Source organism: Psychrobacter pacificensis, from assembly GCF_900101915.1.
Taxonomy (GTDB): Bacteria; Pseudomonadota; Gammaproteobacteria; order Pseudomonadales; family Moraxellaceae; genus Psychrobacter; species Psychrobacter pacificensis.
On the sequence record NZ_FNAL01000005.1, the window covers coordinates 25,505 to 44,900 of the forward strand.

A 19,396-nucleotide genomic window follows, 5' to 3' on the forward strand; every position below is an offset into this window, starting at 1 on the left:
AGCAACATGGCGACTGAATTCAAAAAAAATCATGCCCAGGTTTGTGAATCTTGGCGACTACTTGGCGCGGTCAATCGCGCAACGTACCTAGAGGCGGCAATTCCAAAGTTGTCTCTATTGACTGGTGATGCCAACAAAGCAAAGCGTTTATTCAATCACCTATTGAACGCGGCGCCAAGCTTAGATGAGACGCATCGTATGACTGGTGCGACAGGTGAGTCAAACGACTTGTACGTCACTGGTCGTGGTAAGACAATGGTCGTTGGTGGCGAATCAGCCAGAGCAATGGCCGTACTAGGTCAGCTTGTGGCTGCATTATTGACTGGTAATGAAGTCATACTGCATTGCCCAAGCCAAAATGAGATGTGCAATGAAGCCGCTAAAATCCTGTACGATACGGGTATTAGCGAAGATGTATTGAGCGTGGCTAATGACTCGCAAACCATCACGCTTTTATACATTGATCGTCTTGCTCAGGTGGCCGTTTCTGGCAGTCGTAGTGAAGTACAAGCCATCAGTCAAGAGCTTGCAAAGACAGATGGTATTTTGACTCAAGTCATCAGTGTCACTGATATGGAAGGACTGTCTGAGATGTTAACGCCTGATTATCTGCATCGTTTTGTCACTGAGCGTGTTAAGACGATTAACACCACAGCGATTGGTGGTAATGCTAGCTTGCTTGAGCTTGGTACAGAGTAATAGTATTAACGACCAACACGTTTAGTGTTTATAGTGGTTTTAATAAATACTAAGCGGCGTTTGATACATCATTATGAGTATTGAACGAGTAATTGTGTAATATGCATAAGAAAAAACCGCTATCTGAGTAATTATCAGATAGCGGTTTTTTTATTGTGCATTATTCAGCTAAAATTTGATGATTATGTTTTATTCAGTCATATTGACCCATATCCAACCGTTTTCTAACCATTCGCTTAAATCATCTGTATCGATATCCTTCACATCACTATATTGTAATGGCTCTCCATCAGCCAAACGTACCAACACTGCTATTGCTGCATCATCAAGTCCATCGAGACGCTGCCCATTGGCATACAGCACAATACCATTACCAGTTTTGTTATAGAGTAGGCGATTGCTATAGTCCGCTTGCAATAGCGCACCTTCAGACAAGGCTTGTACAAGCTCATCGGTGCCCAGTGTTTCCTCTGGCATCAGCGCATCGTATTGGCGCTTACTCACCACCTCAGAGACTGCTTGACGAATCATATCATCACCACGCTCAGACTGTAGCATGTGCAAGAGCTGCTCTTTGATCGCACTGATACTCTCTGATTGCAATGCGCCAGATGCCTGTAGTGCTTGCGGCAATAGCAGCGGAATAAACAAATCGCTATCGTTGGTGGCGATATCCGCTAAGCTATCGATAATTTGCATCAAATTTGGACGACGGCAGCCAAAAGAAAACGTCAGACAATCATCTTGCGCCACGCCGAAATGCGAGAGTTTGGGCGGCACATAAAGCACGTCACCCGCTTCTAATATCTCATCAAAGATGATGTCGCCCATATCATCAAACAGTCTTATCGGCTCATCTGCGACAAACTCCGTATTCTTATCACAGTATTTACCTAGCTGCCAACGGCGAGAGCCATAGCCTTGCGCCAAAAATACATCATAGTCATCATAGTGCTTGCCGACCGAGCCGCCTTTAGGCGCGTAAGAGACCATAATGTCATCACGCTGCCACTGCGGAATATAGTCAAACGCTTGCCACAACTGACCGAGCTCTGGTGACCATTGCTCTAGGTTTTGTACCAATACGGTCCATTGTTCTGGTAGGTTCTCAAAATCAGTCTCGCTCAGTGGGCTTTTTTTGAGTTGCCACTGCGCTTGACCTTCTTTTTTACTGGCTGCTTGGGTTAGCAAGCGTGCGCTAGCATCTTCTTCAAGGGCAAGACCCATCATATCATCGGGCTCAAACATATCGATCAGCTGCGGTAAGCCTTGCTTGATAAGCAGTGGTTTTTTCTGCCAGTATTCAGCCAAAAACTGCTCAGGCGTAATAGAGTCGGGTAGACAAAGAGGAATAGAGGTCATGGGTAAATCCATATTTTAAATACGTACAAGATTGATGGTAAGGGATGCTTTATAGGAAGGGATTAATCGTTTATGATGATCACCTATCTGATGGCTATCATCAGAGCAGCCATCAAATCGTAGGAAAGTTATGAAAAAATTACATTTTGTTGTCATTATTGCTAGCGTGTTTTTCTTGCAAGCTTGTGTCCATAAAATCGTCACCGTGCCTGCCAAAGTCGCCTATAAAACCACCAAAGGCGTAGTCAAAGGCACGGTCGCGGTCGGTAAAGCTATCATACCAGGCGATAGTGATGACGATGATGATAAAAAGGATAAAAAATAAAACCTTACTTATCACCTATGAGTTTTTAAGATCATCATAGCATGCAAAGTAAGGTTGTTTTTTTATAGACTTAGGCGAATGTATAGCCAGTTTGAACAAATAGAGATGAGGCAATTGTGCCTTATCTCTATTGCTTTAAGGTATTCAATTCATCTTAGCAAACTTTACAGCTTGGCAAACTTTACAGCTTGGCAATCCACTCTTTAATAGCACGTGCTTGCTCAGCGGCATTACCGATATAAGTAGCAGGCGTCAATGCACGTAGGCGTTCTTTATCCGCGTCGCTAACAGCCAATAGCTCATCGCTTTCAACAAAGGTTAGCATGGCTTCACGAGTCATGGCATTACCGCGAGTCAAGGCTTTTAGTTTTTCATACGGGTTTTCAACACGGTAGCGACGCATGACCGTTTGAATCGGTTCTGCCAACACTTCTTGCGCTTGATTCAAGTCGTCATTTAAACGCTGTGCATTTAGCTCAAGTTTACCCACCCCTTTTAGGCACGCATCAAAAGCAATCATGCTCTGTGCTAGGCCAACACCGATATTACGTAATACGGTAGAGTCTGACAAATCACGCTGCATACGTGAAATCGGTAACTTCTCACCCAAATGGGCCAGCATCGCGTTGGCAACGCCTAAGTTGCCTTCAGAGTTTTCAAAGTCAATTGGATTAACTTTATGCGGCATGGTAGAAGAGCCAACTTCACCGTCTTTTAGGCGCTGTTTAAAATAGCCTAAGCTAATATATTGCCAAATATCACGGTTAAAATCGATCAAGATGGTATTGAAACGCTTAACAGCATCAAACAACTCAGCGATATAGTCATGTGGCTCAATTTGAGTCGTATAAGGGTTAAAGGTTAACTCTAGACGCTGATTGATAAATGCTTCAGCATGACTCTGCCAGTCGACGTCAGGATACGCTGAAAAATGCGCATTGTAGTTGCCAACGGCGCCATTGATTTTACCCAATAACTCTACTTGATTGATTTGCTTGATTTGACGAGCAAGGCGGTAGGCCACGTTTGCCATCTCTTTACCCAATGTCGTTGGACTGGCTGTCTGACCATGGGTGCGTGATAGCATTGGTTGATCAGCATGAGCAATCGCTAAGTCAACGATGCTATCAGTCACTTGCTGCATTTTGGCAACGACAAGCTTGCGGCTGTCTTTGAGCATCAATGCATACGATAAGTTGTTGATATCTTCACTGGTACAGGCAAAGTGAATAAACTCAAGAGAATCAATTAAAGCGTCCTGACCCCGGAACTTGTTCTTGATAAAGTACTCAACCGCTTTTACATCATGATTGGTCGTCGCTTCGATGTCTTTGATCGCTTGGGCATCGGCTTCACCAAAATCATCAACGATTGCATTCAAAAAAGCGTTGGTCTGGTCATCAAATGCTGCTAATTCACCAATTGCGCTGTTGTCAGCTAAAGACTGCAACCAGCGAATCTCTACCGTAACGCGAGCTTTGATTAGACCAAATTCAGATAAATAAGGACGTAAGCTGTCAGCCTTTGATGCGTAACGACCATCAATTGGAGAGAGAGCGGTAAGTGGGGTCATGGTTGTGCCTCAGTAGTTATGAAATAAAAAACTGCAAGAGTCTAGATAAAAAATTACCATATAAAAAACGACGTCGAAATCGTTGCGCGTAATATAGCAGAAATATGATATTAAAAAAGTGGTCTATGCAAATAAAGCGATGTTGACCCTCGTCAAAATAAATCTATTTGCTGCATCAACATCTGTGCTTTAAGTTGGGTGTTAGGAATCAATTAAAATCCACATGGTGCATCGATAGATTCAATCACGCCGCCGCCTAAACATACTTCATCGATATAAAATACCGCTGACTGTCCAGGAGTGACAGCGCGCTGCGGCTCATCAAATACCACTCGAACCTCACTGCCATCAGCATTGGTCGCAAACACGCGGCACGCTTGATCAGGCTGGCGATAGCGAGACTTCTCCATACAGGCTAAGCCTTCGTCGCTAAACACATCCGCAGGTGGTAAACCATCAATCCAATCGAGCTTATAGGCTTTTAGCTCGTTGCTCATTAGCATGGGATGTTCATGCCCTTGACCGACGATTAAACGATTTTTCTCTAAGTCTTTTGCCAATACAAACCACGGCTCCTCGGGACGGTCTTTGACACCGCCAATGCCAATGCCACCGCGCTGACCCAATGTGTAGTACATGAGGCCATCATGAGTACCGATGACTTTATTGTCATCAGTAAGTATCTCGCCTTTTTGGGCAGGCAAGTACTGTTGTAGGAAATCTTTAAAACGGCGCTCACCAATAAAGCAAATACCCGTAGAGTCTTTTTTCTTAGCCGTCGCTAGGTCATGCTCTTCAGCGATTTGACGTACCACTGGCTTTTCAAGCTCGCCAACTGGGAATAAGGTTTTAGCGATTTTGTCACCGCCAACCGCATGCAAAAAGTAGCTTTGGTCTTTATTATTATCAAGACCGCGTAAGAGCTGCGCAACCTCGTCACCTTCGGCATTGATATAGTTCACACTGCGGCGCGTATAGTGACCGGTCGCGATATAATCTGCACCAAGCGTCAACGCATAGTCCAAAAACGCCTTAAACTTAATTTCTTTGTTGCACAAGATATCAGGGTTAGGGGTGCGGCCGGCTTTATATTCTGCCAAAAAGTGCTCAAATACGCGATCCCAATATTCCATCGCAAAGTTGGCCGTGTGCAGTTTGATGCCAATTTTGTCACATACGGCTTGCGCGTCTGCGAGGTCATCCATTGCTGTACAGTATTCGGTGCCGTCATCTTCTTCCCAGTTCTTCATAAACAGGCCTTCAACCTTGAAGCCTGCCTGCTGAAGTAATACGGCTGATACAGAAGAATCGACCCCACCTGACATACCGACGATCACATGCTTGGTGCTAGGATTTTCGACATCAGCAAGTGTTAAAGGGCGATGAGCATTAAAAGACTCAGAAACGGTTGTGCTTGAAGTGTATTGTATGGCTGACATAAAACGGCTCAACTATTTATACGTTATCCAAAGTACATGCCGACGCCAAGCGTTATGCAATCACTACAATGCGTAGTCTCAGCAGAACAACGTCATCTTGTCTTTTGGATCTGGTATTATGATAAAATAAACGTCATATTATACCAGTTAATTGAAACTGGTGGCGACCGATGGTGTCTGGCTACTCGTAAAACCACTTTGAAAATTCAGATAGTGGTTTTGAATTATTTTAATCACCTTTAACTCATCTTGGAATAATAATGATAAAAATTGGTCAAGGTATTGACGTTCATGCTTTTCATAATAATGGTCAGCAGCAACAATATGTCATTCTAGCGGGCGTGCCGATTGAGCATTCTCATAGTTTGCTCGCACACTCTGATGGGGATGTGGTCTTGCATGCATTGGCTGATGCGCTGCTGGGCGCACTTGCACTTGGCGATATTGGGCAGCATTTTCCTGATACCGATGCGGCGCATGCTGGATTGGATTCAAGGATTTTGCTGCGTTATGTTTATAGTAAAGTGCAAGAGGCTGGTTATAGTCTAGGCAATGCTGATATCACGGTGATGTGTGAACGTCCAAAGCTGGCACCGCACAACAAAGCGATGCGCGCTAATATCGCGAGCGACTTACAAACAGATATTAGCAATATCAGTGTAAAAGCCACCACGACTGAAAAATTGGGATTTACGGGTCGTCAAGAAGGCATCATGGCCAATGCCGTGGTATTATTAGTCCCTAATACTGTTGAACCTACATAGATCGAAATTCGTGCTTGTAATACAGCGGCAGTTGCCCCATGTATCAGCCACGTCTTTACACAATTATTTTTATATAAATAATCATTTTAATGAACCGCTTTATCAATAGGAGCTTTTATGAGTGAGCAAACCCCAAACACTACTGCAAACGACGTTGAACAATTGATCCGTGATCAAATCCGTGACAATAAAGTCATTATTTACATGAAAGGCACACCGCAATTTCCGCAGTGTGGTTTTTCAGCGCGCTCTATCGAAGTGTTGACTCAGATTGGTCGTCCATTTGCGTTTGTAAACATTTTAGAAAACCCAGAAATCCGTGCAACGTTGCCAAAAATTGCGAACTGGCCAACGTTCCCACAATTATGGATTGATGGCGAGTTGATGGGCGGGTCAGACATCATCTTGCAAATGTATCAATCAGGCGAGCTAAAGCCATTGGTTGAAGCAAACAGCCCTGCTGCTTAATAATTAAAAGTGTGAGTTGGATGTCTTTAATGTCCAATTAGTCTTTGTAAGATACGAGTGTAAGATACGAGCACAGCAAACCCAAGTAGTCATTAATGGCTATTTGGGTTTTTTTATTATTGCTATTAGTGTCACTAATACTCTATCTATTCTTGTCCCTACTAGTATTTCCACGCGCCTATGTCATTAGGCTTCGTTGTTTTTATGGGATTTACCCCCATATAGTGTCCAAGATACCAGCGATATAAATAATAATTATCAGATAATTAAGAGAGCTTTATGAATAACCAAACCAATGAACAGTCAAATGAGCAGAGAGAAGCGGCTGCGCAAGCAGCGATTGAAAAGCGTCGCGCGCGTTTAAAAAACGAATCTACGCGGATCATTGAGATTGCTAATAATGAGTCATACTCAGCACTGAAGTGTATTCATCAGCTTAGTGTGGCAGGCGGTGCAACTGAAGCGACGTATATCGCTATTGAACAGCGCATTGTTGTGGACCAAGATCCAGCAGGTGCTTATCACTTGGCATTGTTGGCTCAAAACACGCCAGATTTGCCAATCGATGCTCGTCAACTTATCGAATTAGTAGTCAACAAGGGTGATAACCATCAGCGCTTGGCCTTACTCAAAAACTTACCATTACCGCCAGTTGAGCTTATCAAAGCGCAGATTTTAGCGAGTGATGATGGTGAGGCGATTGGTCAAATGAATGCCTATCTACAGATAAACCCAGAAGGGTATGGTAGCCATCATATGCTGTCTAGCGGTCAATCGGATCAGCTCGTACCCTTGAGCCGTGGAAACAGTAATAACTAAGAGATCATTACGAACTCAAAAGCTAACAACCAAAGTGATGCTGGCGTAAGTATCTTTGCGCTTAATTATAATAGTTTTTATCCTAGCGTTTTTTAAGCGTGAAAAAATTGTTATAATGATGGGTTATTCAACCAATTATGAACGACTTAACTGAGTCGTTATCTTTTTTATAAATACGACTGACGTTTATTTGCTGATGGTTTTCTTATTTGAACATAAGATACGTCAATCAGCAGCGTTATGAGTCAAGTGAGGCACACATGCAATACCCAAAACATTACGACGTGATAGTAATCGGCGGTGGTCATGCTGGCACAGAAGCTGCTCTGGCGGCTGCACGTATGGGCGCTCAGACCTTATTGTTGACCCATAATATCGAGACGCTTGGTCAGATGAGCTGTAATCCCGCGATTGGCGGTATCGGTAAATCGCATTTAGTGCGTGAGATTGACGCGTTAGGCGGCGCGATGGCGCTAGCAACGGACAAAGCAGGTATCCAGTTTCGTGTACTAAACAGCCGTAAAGGCGCTGCCGTTCGTGCCACGCGTGCGCAAACCGACCGTATCTTGTATAAAGCGGCTATTCGTCATACGTTAGAGAATCAACCAAACCTAGATATATTTCAGCAAGCCGCTGATGATATCTTGGTAGAAAATGGCCGTGCTACAGCTGTTGTGACCTCTACAGGTATTGTTTTTAAGACCGAAACAGTCGTATTAACCTCAGGGACGTTCTTGGGCGGTGTCATTCATATTGGTCTAGAAAACTCGAATGGCGGACGTGCAGGCGATCAGCCTTCTATCAAGCTCGCCGATCGCTTGCGTGAGCTGAAATTGCCAGTAGGTCGCCTAAAAACAGGCACGCCAGCACGTATCGACGCCCGTAGCGTTGATTTTAGCGTGATGACGGTACAGCCAGGTGATACGCCGCTGCCTGTCATGAGCTATATGGGTGATGTCTCTATGCATCCTGAGCAGGTTAACTGCTATATCACACATACCAATGCGCGCACCCACGATATCATCCGTGAAAATCTTGACCGCTCACCGATGTTCTCTGGCAAAATTGAAGGCGTAGGCCCGCGTTATTGTCCGTCTATCGAAGATAAAATTCATCGTTTTGCGGACAAAGACAGCCATCAGATCTTTATTGAGCCAGAAGGCCTGACCACGCATGAGCTGTATCCGAATGGTATCTCAACCAGTTTGCCATTTGATGTGCAGTTAGATTTTATTCATAGCATGAAAGGGCTTGAGAACGCCCATATCACGCGTCCAGGCTATGCCATCGAGTATGATTATTTTGATCCGCAAAATCTCAAGCCCACGCTTGAGACCAAATCGATTGATCGTCTGTACTTTGCGGGTCAGATCAATGGTACGACAGGCTACGAAGAAGCGGGCGTGCAGGGTTTGCTAGCAGGGACCAATGCCGCATTGGTCACTACTAACAATAGCGAGTTTGACACGTGGACCCCGCGCCGTGATGAAGCGTATCTTGGCGTACTTGTGGATGATTTGATCACCCATGGTACGACCGAGCCTTATCGTATGTTTACGAGCCGTGCAGAGTATCGTTTATTGCTACGTGAAGACAATGCCGATCAGCGCTTAACTGAGACGGGTCGCAAGCTAGGGCTGGTAGATGATGTGCGCTGGCAAGCATATCAAGAAAAAATGGAGGCGATCTCGACAGAGACGTCACGCCTAAAAGACATGTGGGCCACGCCGACAAATACCTTGGGTCAGAAACTGTCTGAGCAGACAGGTGAGGTGCTCTCTAAAGAATCGACTGCCTTTGATTTGCTCAAGCGTCCGCAGATACGTTTTGCTGATATCGCGGCTATTACTGACTCAACCGTTGATGCGCAAGTAGGAGAGCAGATCGAGATTTCTGTCAAATATGCCGGCTATATCGATCGTCAGCAAGAAGATATTGATCAAATGAAGCGCTTAGAAAACACGGCGCTACCGCTAGATTTTGATTATAGTGTGGTATCAGGGCTATCAAACGAGATTGTACAAAAACTCACGCAAGTTCGTCCTGCGACGCTAGCTCAAGCTGGACGTGTCAGCGGTGTCACACCTGCGGCCATACAGTTATTGGCGATGACGGTCAAAAAACATAAAAAAGCAAAGGCTGCGCTTGACTCGTAACGGTAGTATGCCAAAGCCTTTTATAACAACGCATCCATGATATAAAAAGCCCGTAATAATATTTTATTGCGGGCTTTTGTTTATTGAAAAACCACTCTATTAACGAAATAAAGTCTCATTCAAACTTGTCTTACTTGCTGCTTTGTCTCTATACTAGGTCGTAAAATCTGATTATTACTTATTAAATTTTCTTGTTGATGCTCATATCATGATGGGCTTGTCACCGAATTGAGCCTATTTATGATTGATGCTATTGTTTTTGCTATTACTATTGTATTCCCCAACCTTGCTTTGATGTGGTTGGGTTTTTTTATGCAAAGACGTGGCGAGGCGAGCCAAAGTTTCATTGATCAGGCATCCAGCTTTGTTTTTAACTACTGCCTGCCTTGCTTGCTATTCTTTAGCGTGGTCGATAGCGATGTTGATTATGGTCAGCAAGTTAAGCTAATTTTTGTTGGTATTTTGGTGACATTTGTCCTGTTCTTTGGGGCGGAGCTGTATGCCAAACGCTTCATCAAACGTCCTGCCGACCAAGGCGTGTTCGTACAAGGTATTTTCCGTAGCAACATGGCTATTATTGGCCTCGCAACCGTTGCCAATGCTTATGGTGAGCGTGGTTTAAGTATTGGTGCCGTTTACATGGGCTTAGTCACCATATTGTTCAATATTTTAGCGGTCATTACGTTAAGTCGTGTCTCTAAAAATGTGGATGATACTTTGATCAGTCGCAGTATTATGATCCTCAAAAAAGTTTTTACCAACCCACTTATTTTGGCATTGCTATCAGCATTTGCTTATAAGGCATTGCCATTGCCACCACTCACAGGTGTGATTCACACGACTGGTGATTTGTTGGCAGCGGTTGCATTGCCGCTGGCACTGATTTGCGCTGGTGCTAGTATTGATTTGAAATCGATGCTGAGTGCCTCAGGGTTATCTATGCAGGCAAGTATTGGTCGGATTGTGATTGCGCCAATCATCGCCATTGCGATTGGATTAGCATTTGGTTTATCAGGCGTCCATATGGGCGTGTTATTCTTGATGGTGGCATCACCAGCCGCAGCGGCCAGTTATGTGATGGCGAAGGCTATGGGTGGCAATGATGTGCTCGCGGCAAATATCTTGGCGTTTACGACGGTGGTTGGTATGTTTGGCATGGCGTTTGGTGCGGCCGCCTTACGTGCGCTTGGTTTGATGTAGCTTATATATTCAGTGCTTTGTTGGACATAGCGTCAACTGGTCGTTGTAATACTAAAAACCCCCTTTTTTTCTATTTTGAAAAAAGGGGGGGTGAATGTCAATTTATATTGTCTCGGTTACGCTTTTCTTCTCGACGTTGCTTACGCTTAGGACTGGTACGGTAGGTCAGATACCCACCGATGGCCATGACTGCAAGAAATGCCACGATATACATAAATATCGATGAACCAATAAAAGCAGAGGGTTCCATAAGTATGATCTCATAGTGGTTTATCAATAATTATGCAAGCGTTCCATCTTATTGTAAAGTAAACAAATTTAGCTCAGGTGTAAGTTCAAGTGAACGCAAACGCGCTGCTTGATCATAGATGTTGGCCGTGACGATTAGCTCATCTGGCTCATATTGTGCCAAAAACTGCGCAAGCTTTGGTTTGACTGTCCCAACCGAGCCAATAAACGATACTGACAGCGCATTATCTACCATCATTTTTTCTGCTTGGCTCCAGATGCTGTCCATATCGTGCGTAGGTTTTGGCATTTGACCTGTCTCACCACGGCGCAAACGTACAAAACTCTGCTGTGCTGAGGTAAAGTGATACTGAGCAGTCTCATCGTCGTCAGCCAGTAACAAGTTTGCAGCCAGCATGACATAAGGCTTATCTAAATAGGCAGACGGCTTGAATTGCTCACGATAGGCTTTAATTGCTTGTCCGAGCATTTGCGGTGCAAAATGTGAGGCAAACACATAGGGCAGTCCTAAATGCGCGGCTAAGGTCGCACCAAATAGGGACGAGCCCAATATCCAAATAGGGACGCCTGATCTGGCGCCGGGGAACGCTTGTACAGGGCTGCCATCTGTATCATTGCCCAAAAAGTAAATCAGTTCTTGTACATCTTGTGGAAAACGCTCGGCGTCTTTCATTTGGCGGCGCAGTGCCTGAAACGTCGCCCCATCAGTGCCAGGTGCGCGGCCCAAACCGAGATCAATTCGATCGCCATATAATGCTTGCAATGTGCCAAATTGCTCAGCAATTACCAAAGGCGCATGATTTGGTAGCATCACGCCGCCTGCACCAATACGGATACGCTTGGTTTGGCTACCGATATGTGACAGTAGGACTGAGGTCGCTGCACTAGCGATACCCGGCATATTGTGATGCTCTGCCATCCAATAACGGTTTAGACCAGACTTCTCTGCTTGCTGCGCGGTTTGTACCGTTTGGGCGATGCCTTCAGCAATGGTGTTGCCTTCAGGTACAGGTGCGAGATCTAAAAAAGATAAAGGGATTTTGTTATTCATAAATTATCCAGTAGAGTGATTAATTATTTTCTCTTGATATGCTTGTCATTGATATCGATTTCAAGCCGTGTGACCAAGCAGTAATAATTCATAACAAAGCGCCATTAGTGGATAGTAGGTATAGCTAGCAAAAGATAAGGCTGCTGATAAGCTTGCTATCAAACATATCTATATCAAAAGTATTTGTATAACAAAACCAGTCGCACATAAAAAAAGCAGGCAACCGAAGTTACCTGCTTTTTTGAAATGACATTATGTAAATGGTAAGTTTTTTAAATCACTTATTTGGCTTGATCGCCAAGCTTATAAGCCACAACATAATCACCAATCTTCGTACCTACTGAACCATGTCCACCAGCTACCAATACCACCATCTGCTCACCTTTAGAGTTCAAGTAGGTCATAGGTGTAGCCTGACCACCTGCTGGAATACGAACATTCCATAGGACATCGCCATTTTTCAAATCATAAGCACGGAAGTTGTTTTCTGTTGCTGCTGACAAGAATGCGACGCCACCTTTAGTGATGATAGGGCCGCCAATACCAGGTACCCCCAATTCAAACTTGATTGGAATAGGAGATAAGTCCTGTACGGTACCGTTTTTGCGCTGATACGCAATCTCGCCTGTGGCCAGATCAGCACCTGCAATAGTGCCCCATGGTGGCTGCTGACAAGGTACACCAAGTGGTGATAAGAATGGTCCCATCTCTACCGCATAGTCTGCGCCTTCATTGGCATTCACACCTTGTTCACCTTTATTGGTCTCAACATCGCCAAGTGTGTCTTTAGGGATGAGTTTTGAGGTAAAGGCAAGATAAGTTGGCATACCGAACATCACGCCATTTTCAGGATCAACAGCGAGTCCGCCCCAGTTAAAGGTACCAAAGTTACCAGGATAGACTAAAGTACCATTGGTTGATGGCGGCGTGTAGCGGCCGTCGTAGTTGAGTTTGTTGAACTCAATACGGCACATCATCTGATCGATGAGACTTGCGCCCCACATGTCTTTTTCTTTCAACATCGGCGGCTCAAAGCTCAAACCAGAGTAAGGTTGCGTCGGAGCAGCATGTTCACCAGCAATGAGATAGCCTTGCGGTGCATCACGCTCTTTGATAGGTACAATAGGCTCGCCTGTGGCACGGTTCAAGACGTAGACATCGCCTTGTTTGGTCGGTATAACCAACGCAGGTTGGACACCATCAGCGGTATTTAAGTCAAGCAATGTTGGCTGAGCAGGCGTATCCATATCCCAAAGATCATGATGGACAAACTGCTGTACCCAGCGCGCTTCACCTGTTTTAAGATCTAGTGCGACCACAGAGGTTGCGTACTTTTCTTCAGCAGCATTACGATAGCTACCGAGCTGATCGGGCGTGCGATTGCCCATTGGGAAGTAGGCCAAACCAAGCTCTTCATCAGCACTGGCAGTCGACCATGAGTTTGGCGAGCTGGTGCGATAGACTTGAGTTGGATCATTGACATCAAAAGGAGCTGTGTTGTCAGGATCGCCTGAATCCCAGTTCCACATAAGCTCGCCAGTATTCACGTCATAAGCACGGATCACACCAGAGGGTGAGTTTACATCGTAGTTGTCGTTAACAGCACCAGCGACAATAATAACGCCACCTGCGACGACGGGTGCAGACGTTGAGTAGTAGTAGCCTGCTTGCGGGAACGGCATGTTGTGCATGAGGTCTAATGCACCATCTTCACCAAAGTCTTGACAGCGTTGTCCCGTTTTTGGATCTAATGCATATAGCTTGGCATCAGAAGTTGGGATAAAGATCTTGGCATCGCATTGCTTGGAAGGATTTTCAAAGGTATTTCCAGCAATTTTTTGCACCAATGTATCGCCAGTCGCGGCCGGTTTATTAGCCGCTACTACGTTATTATCAGTGGTGTCACTGACGGCGCTATTGCTAGCTGTCTCGATATTAGCATTAGCTGATGGCGTAGTGCTGTTTGTACCAGCTTGACCAGCATAGTAAGATACACCGCGACAGGTTTGATGCTGACGTTGGAGGTTTTCGCCAACCTTAGGATCAAACTTCCATAGAGTCTCACCAGAGTCGGCATCTAATGCTAGCACCCAGTTATGCGGCGTACACATATAAAGAGCGTTGCCGATTTTTAATGGTGTTGCTTGATAAGTGGTTTCGCCAACATCATTAGGACCTTTGACATCACCGGTTTGGATTTGCCAAGCGAGTTCTAAATCTTTGACATTCTCAGTGTTGATCTGAGCCAGAGGAGAGTAGCGTTGTCCATAATCAGTACGGCCATACGCGCTCCATTCGCCATCTGGTGTTTGCTCACCAGTGGATAATGGGTCGCCAAGGTTGGTAGAAGTGGCGTTTTGATCGCCGTCATCTTTGGCAGTTAAATCGAGTTCGCCCAATTTGTCGGTGGCATTATTGGCCATACTACCGAAAGAGAGCAGTGCGCCCACAACCACACTGGCCATTAGTCCCCAATAATAAAGAGGACTTTTCTTAACGTTGTTTGTGGTTGTTACTTGAGCGTGTTTCCCGTGCATCTTCTTAGAGACCCACGGTAAAAGCATTAATAAACCAAATATTAGTGGGAAACCCAAGCGAGTTGCCAGCGCCCACCAATAAAATCCAGATTCCCAAAGCGACCATACTAGTGTCACAACGATAAATATCGCGTACACCCCGTAAGCGCTCCAGTGTTTTTTGAACAATAAAAATGCTGTCGTTAACATCATAACGCCAGCAAAAAGATAGTAAGGACTACCGCCTAAAGAGAGCAGATAAGCGCCGCCAATAATCAAGGGGACGGCAAAAACTGCCATAATGATCGCTACGAGTTTTTCCATGAGCGGTATCACCTGTTACATAGAAGCAAATGGACATGTAGTGATCGACACCCAGTACAATTAAATGTCTAGGCGTCCAGCAATACATGCAGAAATAAAAACGAAATAAAACGTTGAATAACGTTCTAGACTGTATTTTATCACTTATACATAAGCTCGGTAAAGGTGGGGTAAGGTAAGACAGACGCTCTAGCCGCTTTGTCTAGTTGTCAAATTGTTTTTGACAAAGCTCCATAAAGGCGCGGCCATATTGGCGAATCTCAGCATCATCGCGTACTGCCATCCAACTGGTAAACCGTCCAAAATGATCGACTGGTATGGCAGTTAGGTTCTGATAATGACTTGGTTCAAAGGCCATCTCGGCAATGATACCAATGCCTAAGCCAAGTCCAACATAGGTACTAATCACATCCGCATCAAGTGCTGCTAACACAATATCTGGCTCTAGACCTGCGGCTTCAAAGGTTTTATCAATCGCGCCGCGACCGGTAAAGCCGCCATGGTAAGTCACAATCGGATAGCTGGCCAGCGTCGGCAGATCAATGGACTCTAAGCCTGCAAGCTCATGATCGCTTGGTACGATGACGCGGTGTGTCCAGTCATAATAACGATAACAGCGTAGGTAGTTATTATGGAGCAATGACTCCGTTGCAATGCCAATATCGGCCTGCCCACGAATAACCATCTGCGCGATGGTCTCAGGATCCGCTTGTTGCAAGATCAAATTGACTTTGGGAAAGCGATCTTTGAATTTTTTAACCACCTTCGGCAGCACATAGCGTGCCTGCGTGTGGGTCGTCGCAATGGTCAAAGTACCGATATTTGGATTGTTAAAATCCAGACTTAGATTTTCAATGGTACGAATCTCGGCAAAGATAGACTCAATATGCGGCATGAGCGCGGTGCCCATGGTGGTCAGACCTGTCAGCCGCTTTCCTTGACGAATAAATACTTCGGTCTTCAGTTGGTTTTCAAGTGCCGCGATATGCTTTGACAAGCTCGATTGGCTGGTGTGCAGTACAGTCGCTGCTTGACTTAAGTTATAGCCATTAATCACCGTATGCCAGACTGTTTCCAACTGTTTGAGCTGAATTTGTAAATGTCGCTGGTTGACCACTACATCGATTGCCATCACTGAATCCTATTGTGTAACAATACAAACCTTACCTATATTTGAAAGATTTGTATATGAAAGTAAAAACTTACAAATGTGCCATAAGAGCGTAGTGTAAAACAAAGCCATTATTCTTGTATATAATAAATAGCTATCAATTTATGATAATTATGAATATATGTTTTTTATAGTCCTCTTGTTTTTACGGTATTTCTTATAGTCGTTTAGTCGTTTGTTTTATTTAGATGGGGTGTGTAACTCAGAATATTTAAGACTGTTGAATATCTAAATTTTAGGCATAAAAAACAGCTACCTTCTAAAAGATAGCTGTTCATGAGTGATAGACTTACTCACTGTTCATTAATCTAATCAATAACGCTTACTCAGCAACGTCATAACGATCCGCATTCATGACTTTACTCCAAGCGCTAACGAAATCACGAACGAATTTCTCTAAGTTATCATCCTGCGCATATAGCTCAGCATAAGCACGCAAGATAGAGTTTGAGCCAAATACCAAATCCACACGGCTGGCTTGCCATTTGGTATTACCGGTACTACGCTCACGTATTTCGTAACTATTGATCGTGTTGCTTGGCTCGTCACCTGTTTTCACGGGATGCCACGTGTAGTTCATGTCGGTCAAGTTGACAAAGAAGTCGTTGGTTAGTACACCAGCACGGTCAGTGAAGACGCCTTGTTGGCTCTGTCCATGGTTGGTATCAAGGACGCGCATACCGCCAATCAATACCACCATCTCAGGCGCTGTCAATCCCATTAGCTGCGTGCGATCGAGCAGCATCTCTTCAGGAGAGACCGCATAGTCTTCTTTGACCCAGTTGCGATAGCCGTCGTGCAGTGGCTCTAAGTCTGCAAAAGATTCGGTATCGGTCATTGCCGCTTCTGCATCACCGCGACCTGCGGTAAATGGTACCGTAACCTCTATGCCTGCATCGTTTGCTGCCTGCTCAATAGCAGCATTACCAGCAAGCACAATCAAATCGGCCAAACTTACGTCTTTATCAAAGTCAGACTGAATGCGGGTTAATGTCTCAAGCACACGTTGCAGCTGCTCTGGCTCATTGCCTGCCCAGTCCTTTTGCGGGGCTAAGCGGATACGTGCGCCATTTGCACCGCCGCGATAGTCTGATGCGCGGAATGTACGTGCGCTGTCCCATGCCGTAACGATCAACTCACGGCGGCTCAAATCACTGTCCAATATTTGCGATTTTAGCGCTGCAATATCATCAGCATTCAAGTCTGCATTGCCTGCTGGAATAGGGTCCTGCCAGATAAAGTCTTCGCTCGGTACATCTGCCCCTAAGTAACGAGATTTAGGCCCTAGGTCACGGTGAGTTAGCTTGAACCATGCTTTGGCAAACACCTCATCAAAATACGCTGGGTCGTTATGGAATTTCTCTGAAATCTCGCGATAAACAGGATCTTTGATCAATGCCATGTCAGCATCAGTCATGATCGGATTACGGCGGACACTGGGATCATGAGCATCTAATGGACGGTCTTCTTCTTTAATATCTGTGGGCTCCCACTGCCATGCACCTGCTGGACTTTTGGTTAATGCCCAATTGTGGTTCAATAATAATTCAAAATAGCCATGATCCCATTGGGTTGGATTGGTGGTCCACGCGCCCTCAATACCGCTTGAAACAGTATCACCGGCATTGCCATTACCTTTAGGATTGCGCCAGCCTAGACCTTGCTCTTTGACATCCGCCGCTTCTGGCTCGTCTTCTAGTGTCGTCGCATCGCCATTACCGTGACACTTACCAACGGTATGACCACCCGCGGTCAAAGCAACCGTTTCTTCATCATTCATTGACATACGCGCAAACGTCGTACGCATATCTTGAGCGGTTTTCAATGGGTCAGGGTTACCATCGACGCCCTCAGGGTTGACATAGATTAAGCCCATTTGTACCGCTGCTAGTGGGTTTTCGAGGGATGCACGGTCTTTATCGCTATCGTAACGGTTTTCGGTCGGTGCCAGCCATTCGCGTTCAGAACCCCAGTAGATGTCTTTTTCTGGATGCCAAATATCAGCACGACCACCAGCAAAGCCTAGCGTTTTAAAGCCCATAGACTCATAAGCCATGTTGCCTGCCAAAATCATCAAATCAGCCCATGATAGTTTGTTGCCGTACTTTTTCTTGATGGGCCATAGTAGGCGGCGCGCTTTGTCTAGGTTGGCGTTGTCCGGCCAGCTATTTAGTGGCGCAAAGCGTTGGTTGCCAGTATTAGAGCCACCGCGACCATCGGCACCGCGATATGTACCCGCTGAATGCCACGCCATACGAATCATCAAGCCACCATAATGACCCCAATCTGCTGGCCACCACTCTTGTGATTCGGTCATGAGGTTTTTCAAATCGGTTTTGACCGCTTCTAAATCAAGTTGTTTGAACGCTTCAGCATAATCAAAGTCTGCTCCCATTGGATCAGTCTTTTTGTCTTGCTGATGCAATATGTCTAGGTTTAAGCTATTCGGCCACCAGTCAGTCGCAGCAGAGGCGGTGGTAGTATGCGCTTGATGCATGACAGGACAGCCGCCCATGCTAGGACGCTGCGGTGCGTGTGTTTGATCAGCGTTTTCACTATGAATCGTCGGTCCCTTATCATCACCTTGATCATAAGTTGTATTGGTTGCGGTGTCGCTGTTACCTTGGTGGTTTATCGGGCAACCGGCAGTATCTTGCGTGGTGTTTTTGTCGGTTGGGGTGTTGGTTGAATCGGACATGGCAAAACTCCTGGGCTATGGTAATAGAAAGAACAAACCGTCAATTAAGATAATCATTGTTGATATAGAGAGCATAACGAAGTACTGTTTATTTATAAAACTAATATATAAAAATTATATGTTTTAAATTATTAATCATTAATTCTTGGTGTAGTACCTCATCCAGCTTGCTATTAACGCCATTGCTCTTGCTACTAGGTGGGACAGTAATAAGCCGATCAAGTTTGTATTGATCCTACCTCTATCTATATATTGCCGATAACTGAAAGCGTTATTAGACATCTTTGATGAGAGTAAGTAGTAAGAAAACTAAGGACTGGTTTAACCATAGTGAAAGATTGCTATAATCTTCGTTACTGCAGCGAAATATAAGCCGTTATGAAAGTGCCAGAATCAATGAGTTAATGCAAAAACATCTAGTCAAGGTAGCGGTTCTCAAGTACCATAACTGAATTTTGTTGTAATGATCATATTGGTGCAACGTAGAGCAATTTTTATCGATCTCTTGATGGATAACTGATTCTAAAGATTGATAAAAATTGTGCGCAGTTGTGTTATTTGTCTCAATTGTTGGTGAGTTAT

The 19,396-nt window shown here is 44.9% G+C and carries 15 protein-coding genes; 7 read left to right on the forward strand and 8 right to left on the reverse strand.

What is annotated here, in order from left to right; translation table 11 throughout:
• The first annotated feature begins 6 nt into the window (after positions 1–6).
• On the forward strand, positions 7–699 hold the full coding sequence (locus BLR43_RS04205; protein ID WP_071001423.1) for a 1-pyrroline-5-carboxylate dehydrogenase: 693 nt from the start codon (positions 7–9) through the stop codon (positions 697–699).
• Between the two features lie 189 nt (positions 700–888).
• On the opposite strand, the gene BLR43_RS04210 is transcribed toward BLR43_RS04205, so the two are convergent.
• Complete coding sequence (locus tag BLR43_RS04210; RefSeq protein WP_071001424.1) at positions 889–2,061, reverse strand: cupin domain-containing protein; 1,173 nt, start codon at positions 2,059–2,061, stop codon at positions 889–891.
• A 130-nt stretch (positions 2,062–2,191) separates the two neighbouring features.
• On the opposite strand from BLR43_RS04210, the gene BLR43_RS04215 reads away from it, so the two are divergent.
• Complete coding sequence (locus tag BLR43_RS04215; RefSeq protein ID WP_071001425.1) at positions 2,192–2,386, forward strand: NF038104 family lipoprotein; 195 nt, start codon at positions 2,192–2,194, stop codon at positions 2,384–2,386.
• Between the two features lie 181 nt (positions 2,387–2,567).
• Here the strand turns inward: BLR43_RS04215 and purB are convergent, their stop codons facing one another.
• Both purB and mnmA read right to left on the reverse strand, forming a co-directional pair.
• The gene (gene purB, locus BLR43_RS04220; RefSeq protein WP_071001426.1) at positions 2,568–3,959 is read right to left on the reverse strand and encodes an adenylosuccinate lyase; all 1,392 of its coding nucleotides are present in this window, start codon (positions 3,957–3,959) and stop codon (positions 2,568–2,570) included.
• A 212-nt stretch (positions 3,960–4,171) separates the two neighbouring features.
• The gene (mnmA, locus tag BLR43_RS04225) at positions 4,172–5,284 is read right to left on the reverse strand and encodes a tRNA 2-thiouridine(34) synthase MnmA (protein WP_237182809.1); all 1,113 of its coding nucleotides are present in this window, start codon (positions 5,282–5,284) and stop codon (positions 4,172–4,174) included.
• Between the two features lie 374 nt (positions 5,285–5,658).
• Here mnmA and ispF point away from each other — a divergent pair, with 374 nt between their 5' ends.
• The 5 genes from ispF to BLR43_RS04250 all read left to right on the forward strand — a co-directional run bounded on the left by ispF (position 5,659) and on the right by BLR43_RS04250 (position 10,805).
• The gene (ispF, locus tag BLR43_RS04230) at positions 5,659–6,162 is read left to right on the forward strand and encodes a 2-C-methyl-D-erythritol 2,4-cyclodiphosphate synthase (protein WP_058025333.1); all 504 of its coding nucleotides are present in this window, start codon (positions 5,659–5,661) and stop codon (positions 6,160–6,162) included.
• Between the two features lie 117 nt (positions 6,163–6,279).
• A complete protein-coding gene (grxD, locus tag BLR43_RS04235; RefSeq protein WP_071001428.1) occupies positions 6,280–6,630 on the forward strand; it encodes a Grx4 family monothiol glutaredoxin in 351 nt (116 codons plus the stop codon).
• Positions 6,631–6,909: 279 nt separating this feature from the next.
• Positions 6,910–7,449 carry a hypothetical protein gene (locus BLR43_RS04240; protein WP_093069042.1) on the forward strand — a complete coding sequence of 180 codons (540 nt, stop codon included), beginning with the start codon at positions 6,910–6,912 and terminating at the stop codon, positions 7,447–7,449.
• A 260-nt stretch (positions 7,450–7,709) separates the two neighbouring features.
• Positions 7,710–9,605, forward strand: a complete 1,896-nt coding sequence (gene mnmG / locus BLR43_RS04245) for a tRNA uridine-5-carboxymethylaminomethyl(34) synthesis enzyme MnmG (RefSeq protein WP_093069044.1) — start codon at positions 7,710–7,712, stop codon at positions 9,603–9,605.
• Between the two features lie 240 nt (positions 9,606–9,845).
• Positions 9,846–10,805 carry an AEC family transporter gene (locus BLR43_RS04250; protein WP_093069046.1) on the forward strand — a complete coding sequence of 320 codons (960 nt, stop codon included), beginning with the start codon at positions 9,846–9,848 and terminating at the stop codon, positions 10,803–10,805.
• A 97-nt stretch (positions 10,806–10,902) separates the two neighbouring features.
• On the opposite strand, the gene BLR43_RS13575 is transcribed toward BLR43_RS04250, so the two are convergent.
• The 5 genes from BLR43_RS13575 to katG form a co-directional block, all read right to left on the reverse strand.
• Positions 10,903–11,055, reverse strand: coding sequence for a hypothetical protein (locus BLR43_RS13575; RefSeq protein ID WP_167669382.1), 153 nt, complete (start codon positions 11,053–11,055; stop codon positions 10,903–10,905).
• 48 nt (positions 11,056–11,103) lie between these two features.
• Entirely contained in the window at positions 11,104–12,105 is a 1,002-nt protein-coding gene (locus tag BLR43_RS04255; RefSeq protein WP_093069048.1) for an LLM class flavin-dependent oxidoreductase, read from the reverse strand.
• 281 nt (positions 12,106–12,386) lie between these two features.
• Positions 12,387–14,945, reverse strand: a complete 2,559-nt coding sequence (locus BLR43_RS04260; RefSeq protein ID WP_093069051.1) for a membrane-bound PQQ-dependent dehydrogenase, glucose/quinate/shikimate family — start codon at positions 14,943–14,945, stop codon at positions 12,387–12,389.
• Positions 14,946–15,147: 202 nt separating this feature from the next.
• A complete protein-coding gene (locus BLR43_RS04265; protein ID WP_093069053.1) occupies positions 15,148–16,077 on the reverse strand; it encodes a LysR substrate-binding domain-containing protein in 930 nt (309 codons plus the stop codon).
• 361 nt (positions 16,078–16,438) lie between these two features.
• Positions 16,439–18,631, reverse strand: coding sequence for a catalase/peroxidase HPI (gene katG / locus BLR43_RS04270; protein ID WP_093069228.1), 2,193 nt, complete (start codon positions 18,629–18,631; stop codon positions 16,439–16,441).
• Between the last annotated feature and the right edge of the window lie 765 nt (positions 18,632–19,396).

What these genes read in the sequence shown, in the direction of transcription:
- grxD (WP_071001428.1), top strand. Translation starts at nt 6,280, where the DNA reads ATGAGTGAGCAAACCCCAAACACTACTGCAAACGACGTTGAACAATTG.
- purB (WP_071001426.1), bottom strand. Translation starts at nt 3,959, where the DNA reads ATGACCCCACTTACCGCTCTCTCTCCAATTGATGGTCGTTACGCATCA.
- BLR43_RS04260 (WP_093069051.1), bottom strand. Translation starts at nt 14,945, where the DNA reads ATGGAAAAACTCGTAGCGATCATTATGGCAGTTTTTGCCGTCCCCTTG.
- katG (WP_093069228.1), bottom strand. Translation starts at nt 18,631, where the DNA reads ATGGGCGGCTGTCCTGTCATGCATCAAGCGCATACTACCACCGCCTCT.
- mnmG (WP_093069044.1), top strand. Translation starts at nt 7,710, where the DNA reads ATGCAATACCCAAAACATTACGACGTGATAGTAATCGGCGGTGGTCAT.
- BLR43_RS04205 (WP_071001423.1), top strand. Translation starts at nt 7, where the DNA reads ATGGCGACTGAATTCAAAAAAAATCATGCCCAGGTTTGTGAATCTTGG.
- BLR43_RS04250 (WP_093069046.1), top strand. Translation starts at nt 9,846, where the DNA reads ATGATTGATGCTATTGTTTTTGCTATTACTATTGTATTCCCCAACCTT.
- BLR43_RS04210 (WP_071001424.1), bottom strand. Translation starts at nt 2,061, where the DNA reads ATGACCTCTATTCCTCTTTGTCTACCCGACTCTATTACGCCTGAGCAG.
- BLR43_RS04265 (WP_093069053.1), bottom strand. Translation starts at nt 16,077, where the DNA reads ATGGCAATCGATGTAGTGGTCAACCAGCGACATTTACAAATTCAGCTC.
- mnmA (WP_237182809.1), bottom strand. Translation starts at nt 5,284, where the DNA reads ATGTCAGGTGGGGTCGATTCTTCTGTATCAGCCGTATTACTTCAGCAG.
- BLR43_RS04255 (WP_093069048.1), bottom strand. Translation starts at nt 12,105, where the DNA reads ATGAATAACAAAATCCCTTTATCTTTTTTAGATCTCGCACCTGTACCT.
- BLR43_RS04215 (WP_071001425.1), top strand. Translation starts at nt 2,192, where the DNA reads ATGAAAAAATTACATTTTGTTGTCATTATTGCTAGCGTGTTTTTCTTG.
- BLR43_RS04240 (WP_093069042.1), top strand. Translation starts at nt 6,910, where the DNA reads ATGAATAACCAAACCAATGAACAGTCAAATGAGCAGAGAGAAGCGGCT.
- BLR43_RS13575 (WP_167669382.1), bottom strand. Translation starts at nt 11,055, where the DNA reads ATGGAACCCTCTGCTTTTATTGGTTCATCGATATTTATGTATATCGTG.
- ispF (WP_058025333.1), top strand. Translation starts at nt 5,659, where the DNA reads ATGATAAAAATTGGTCAAGGTATTGACGTTCATGCTTTTCATAATAAT.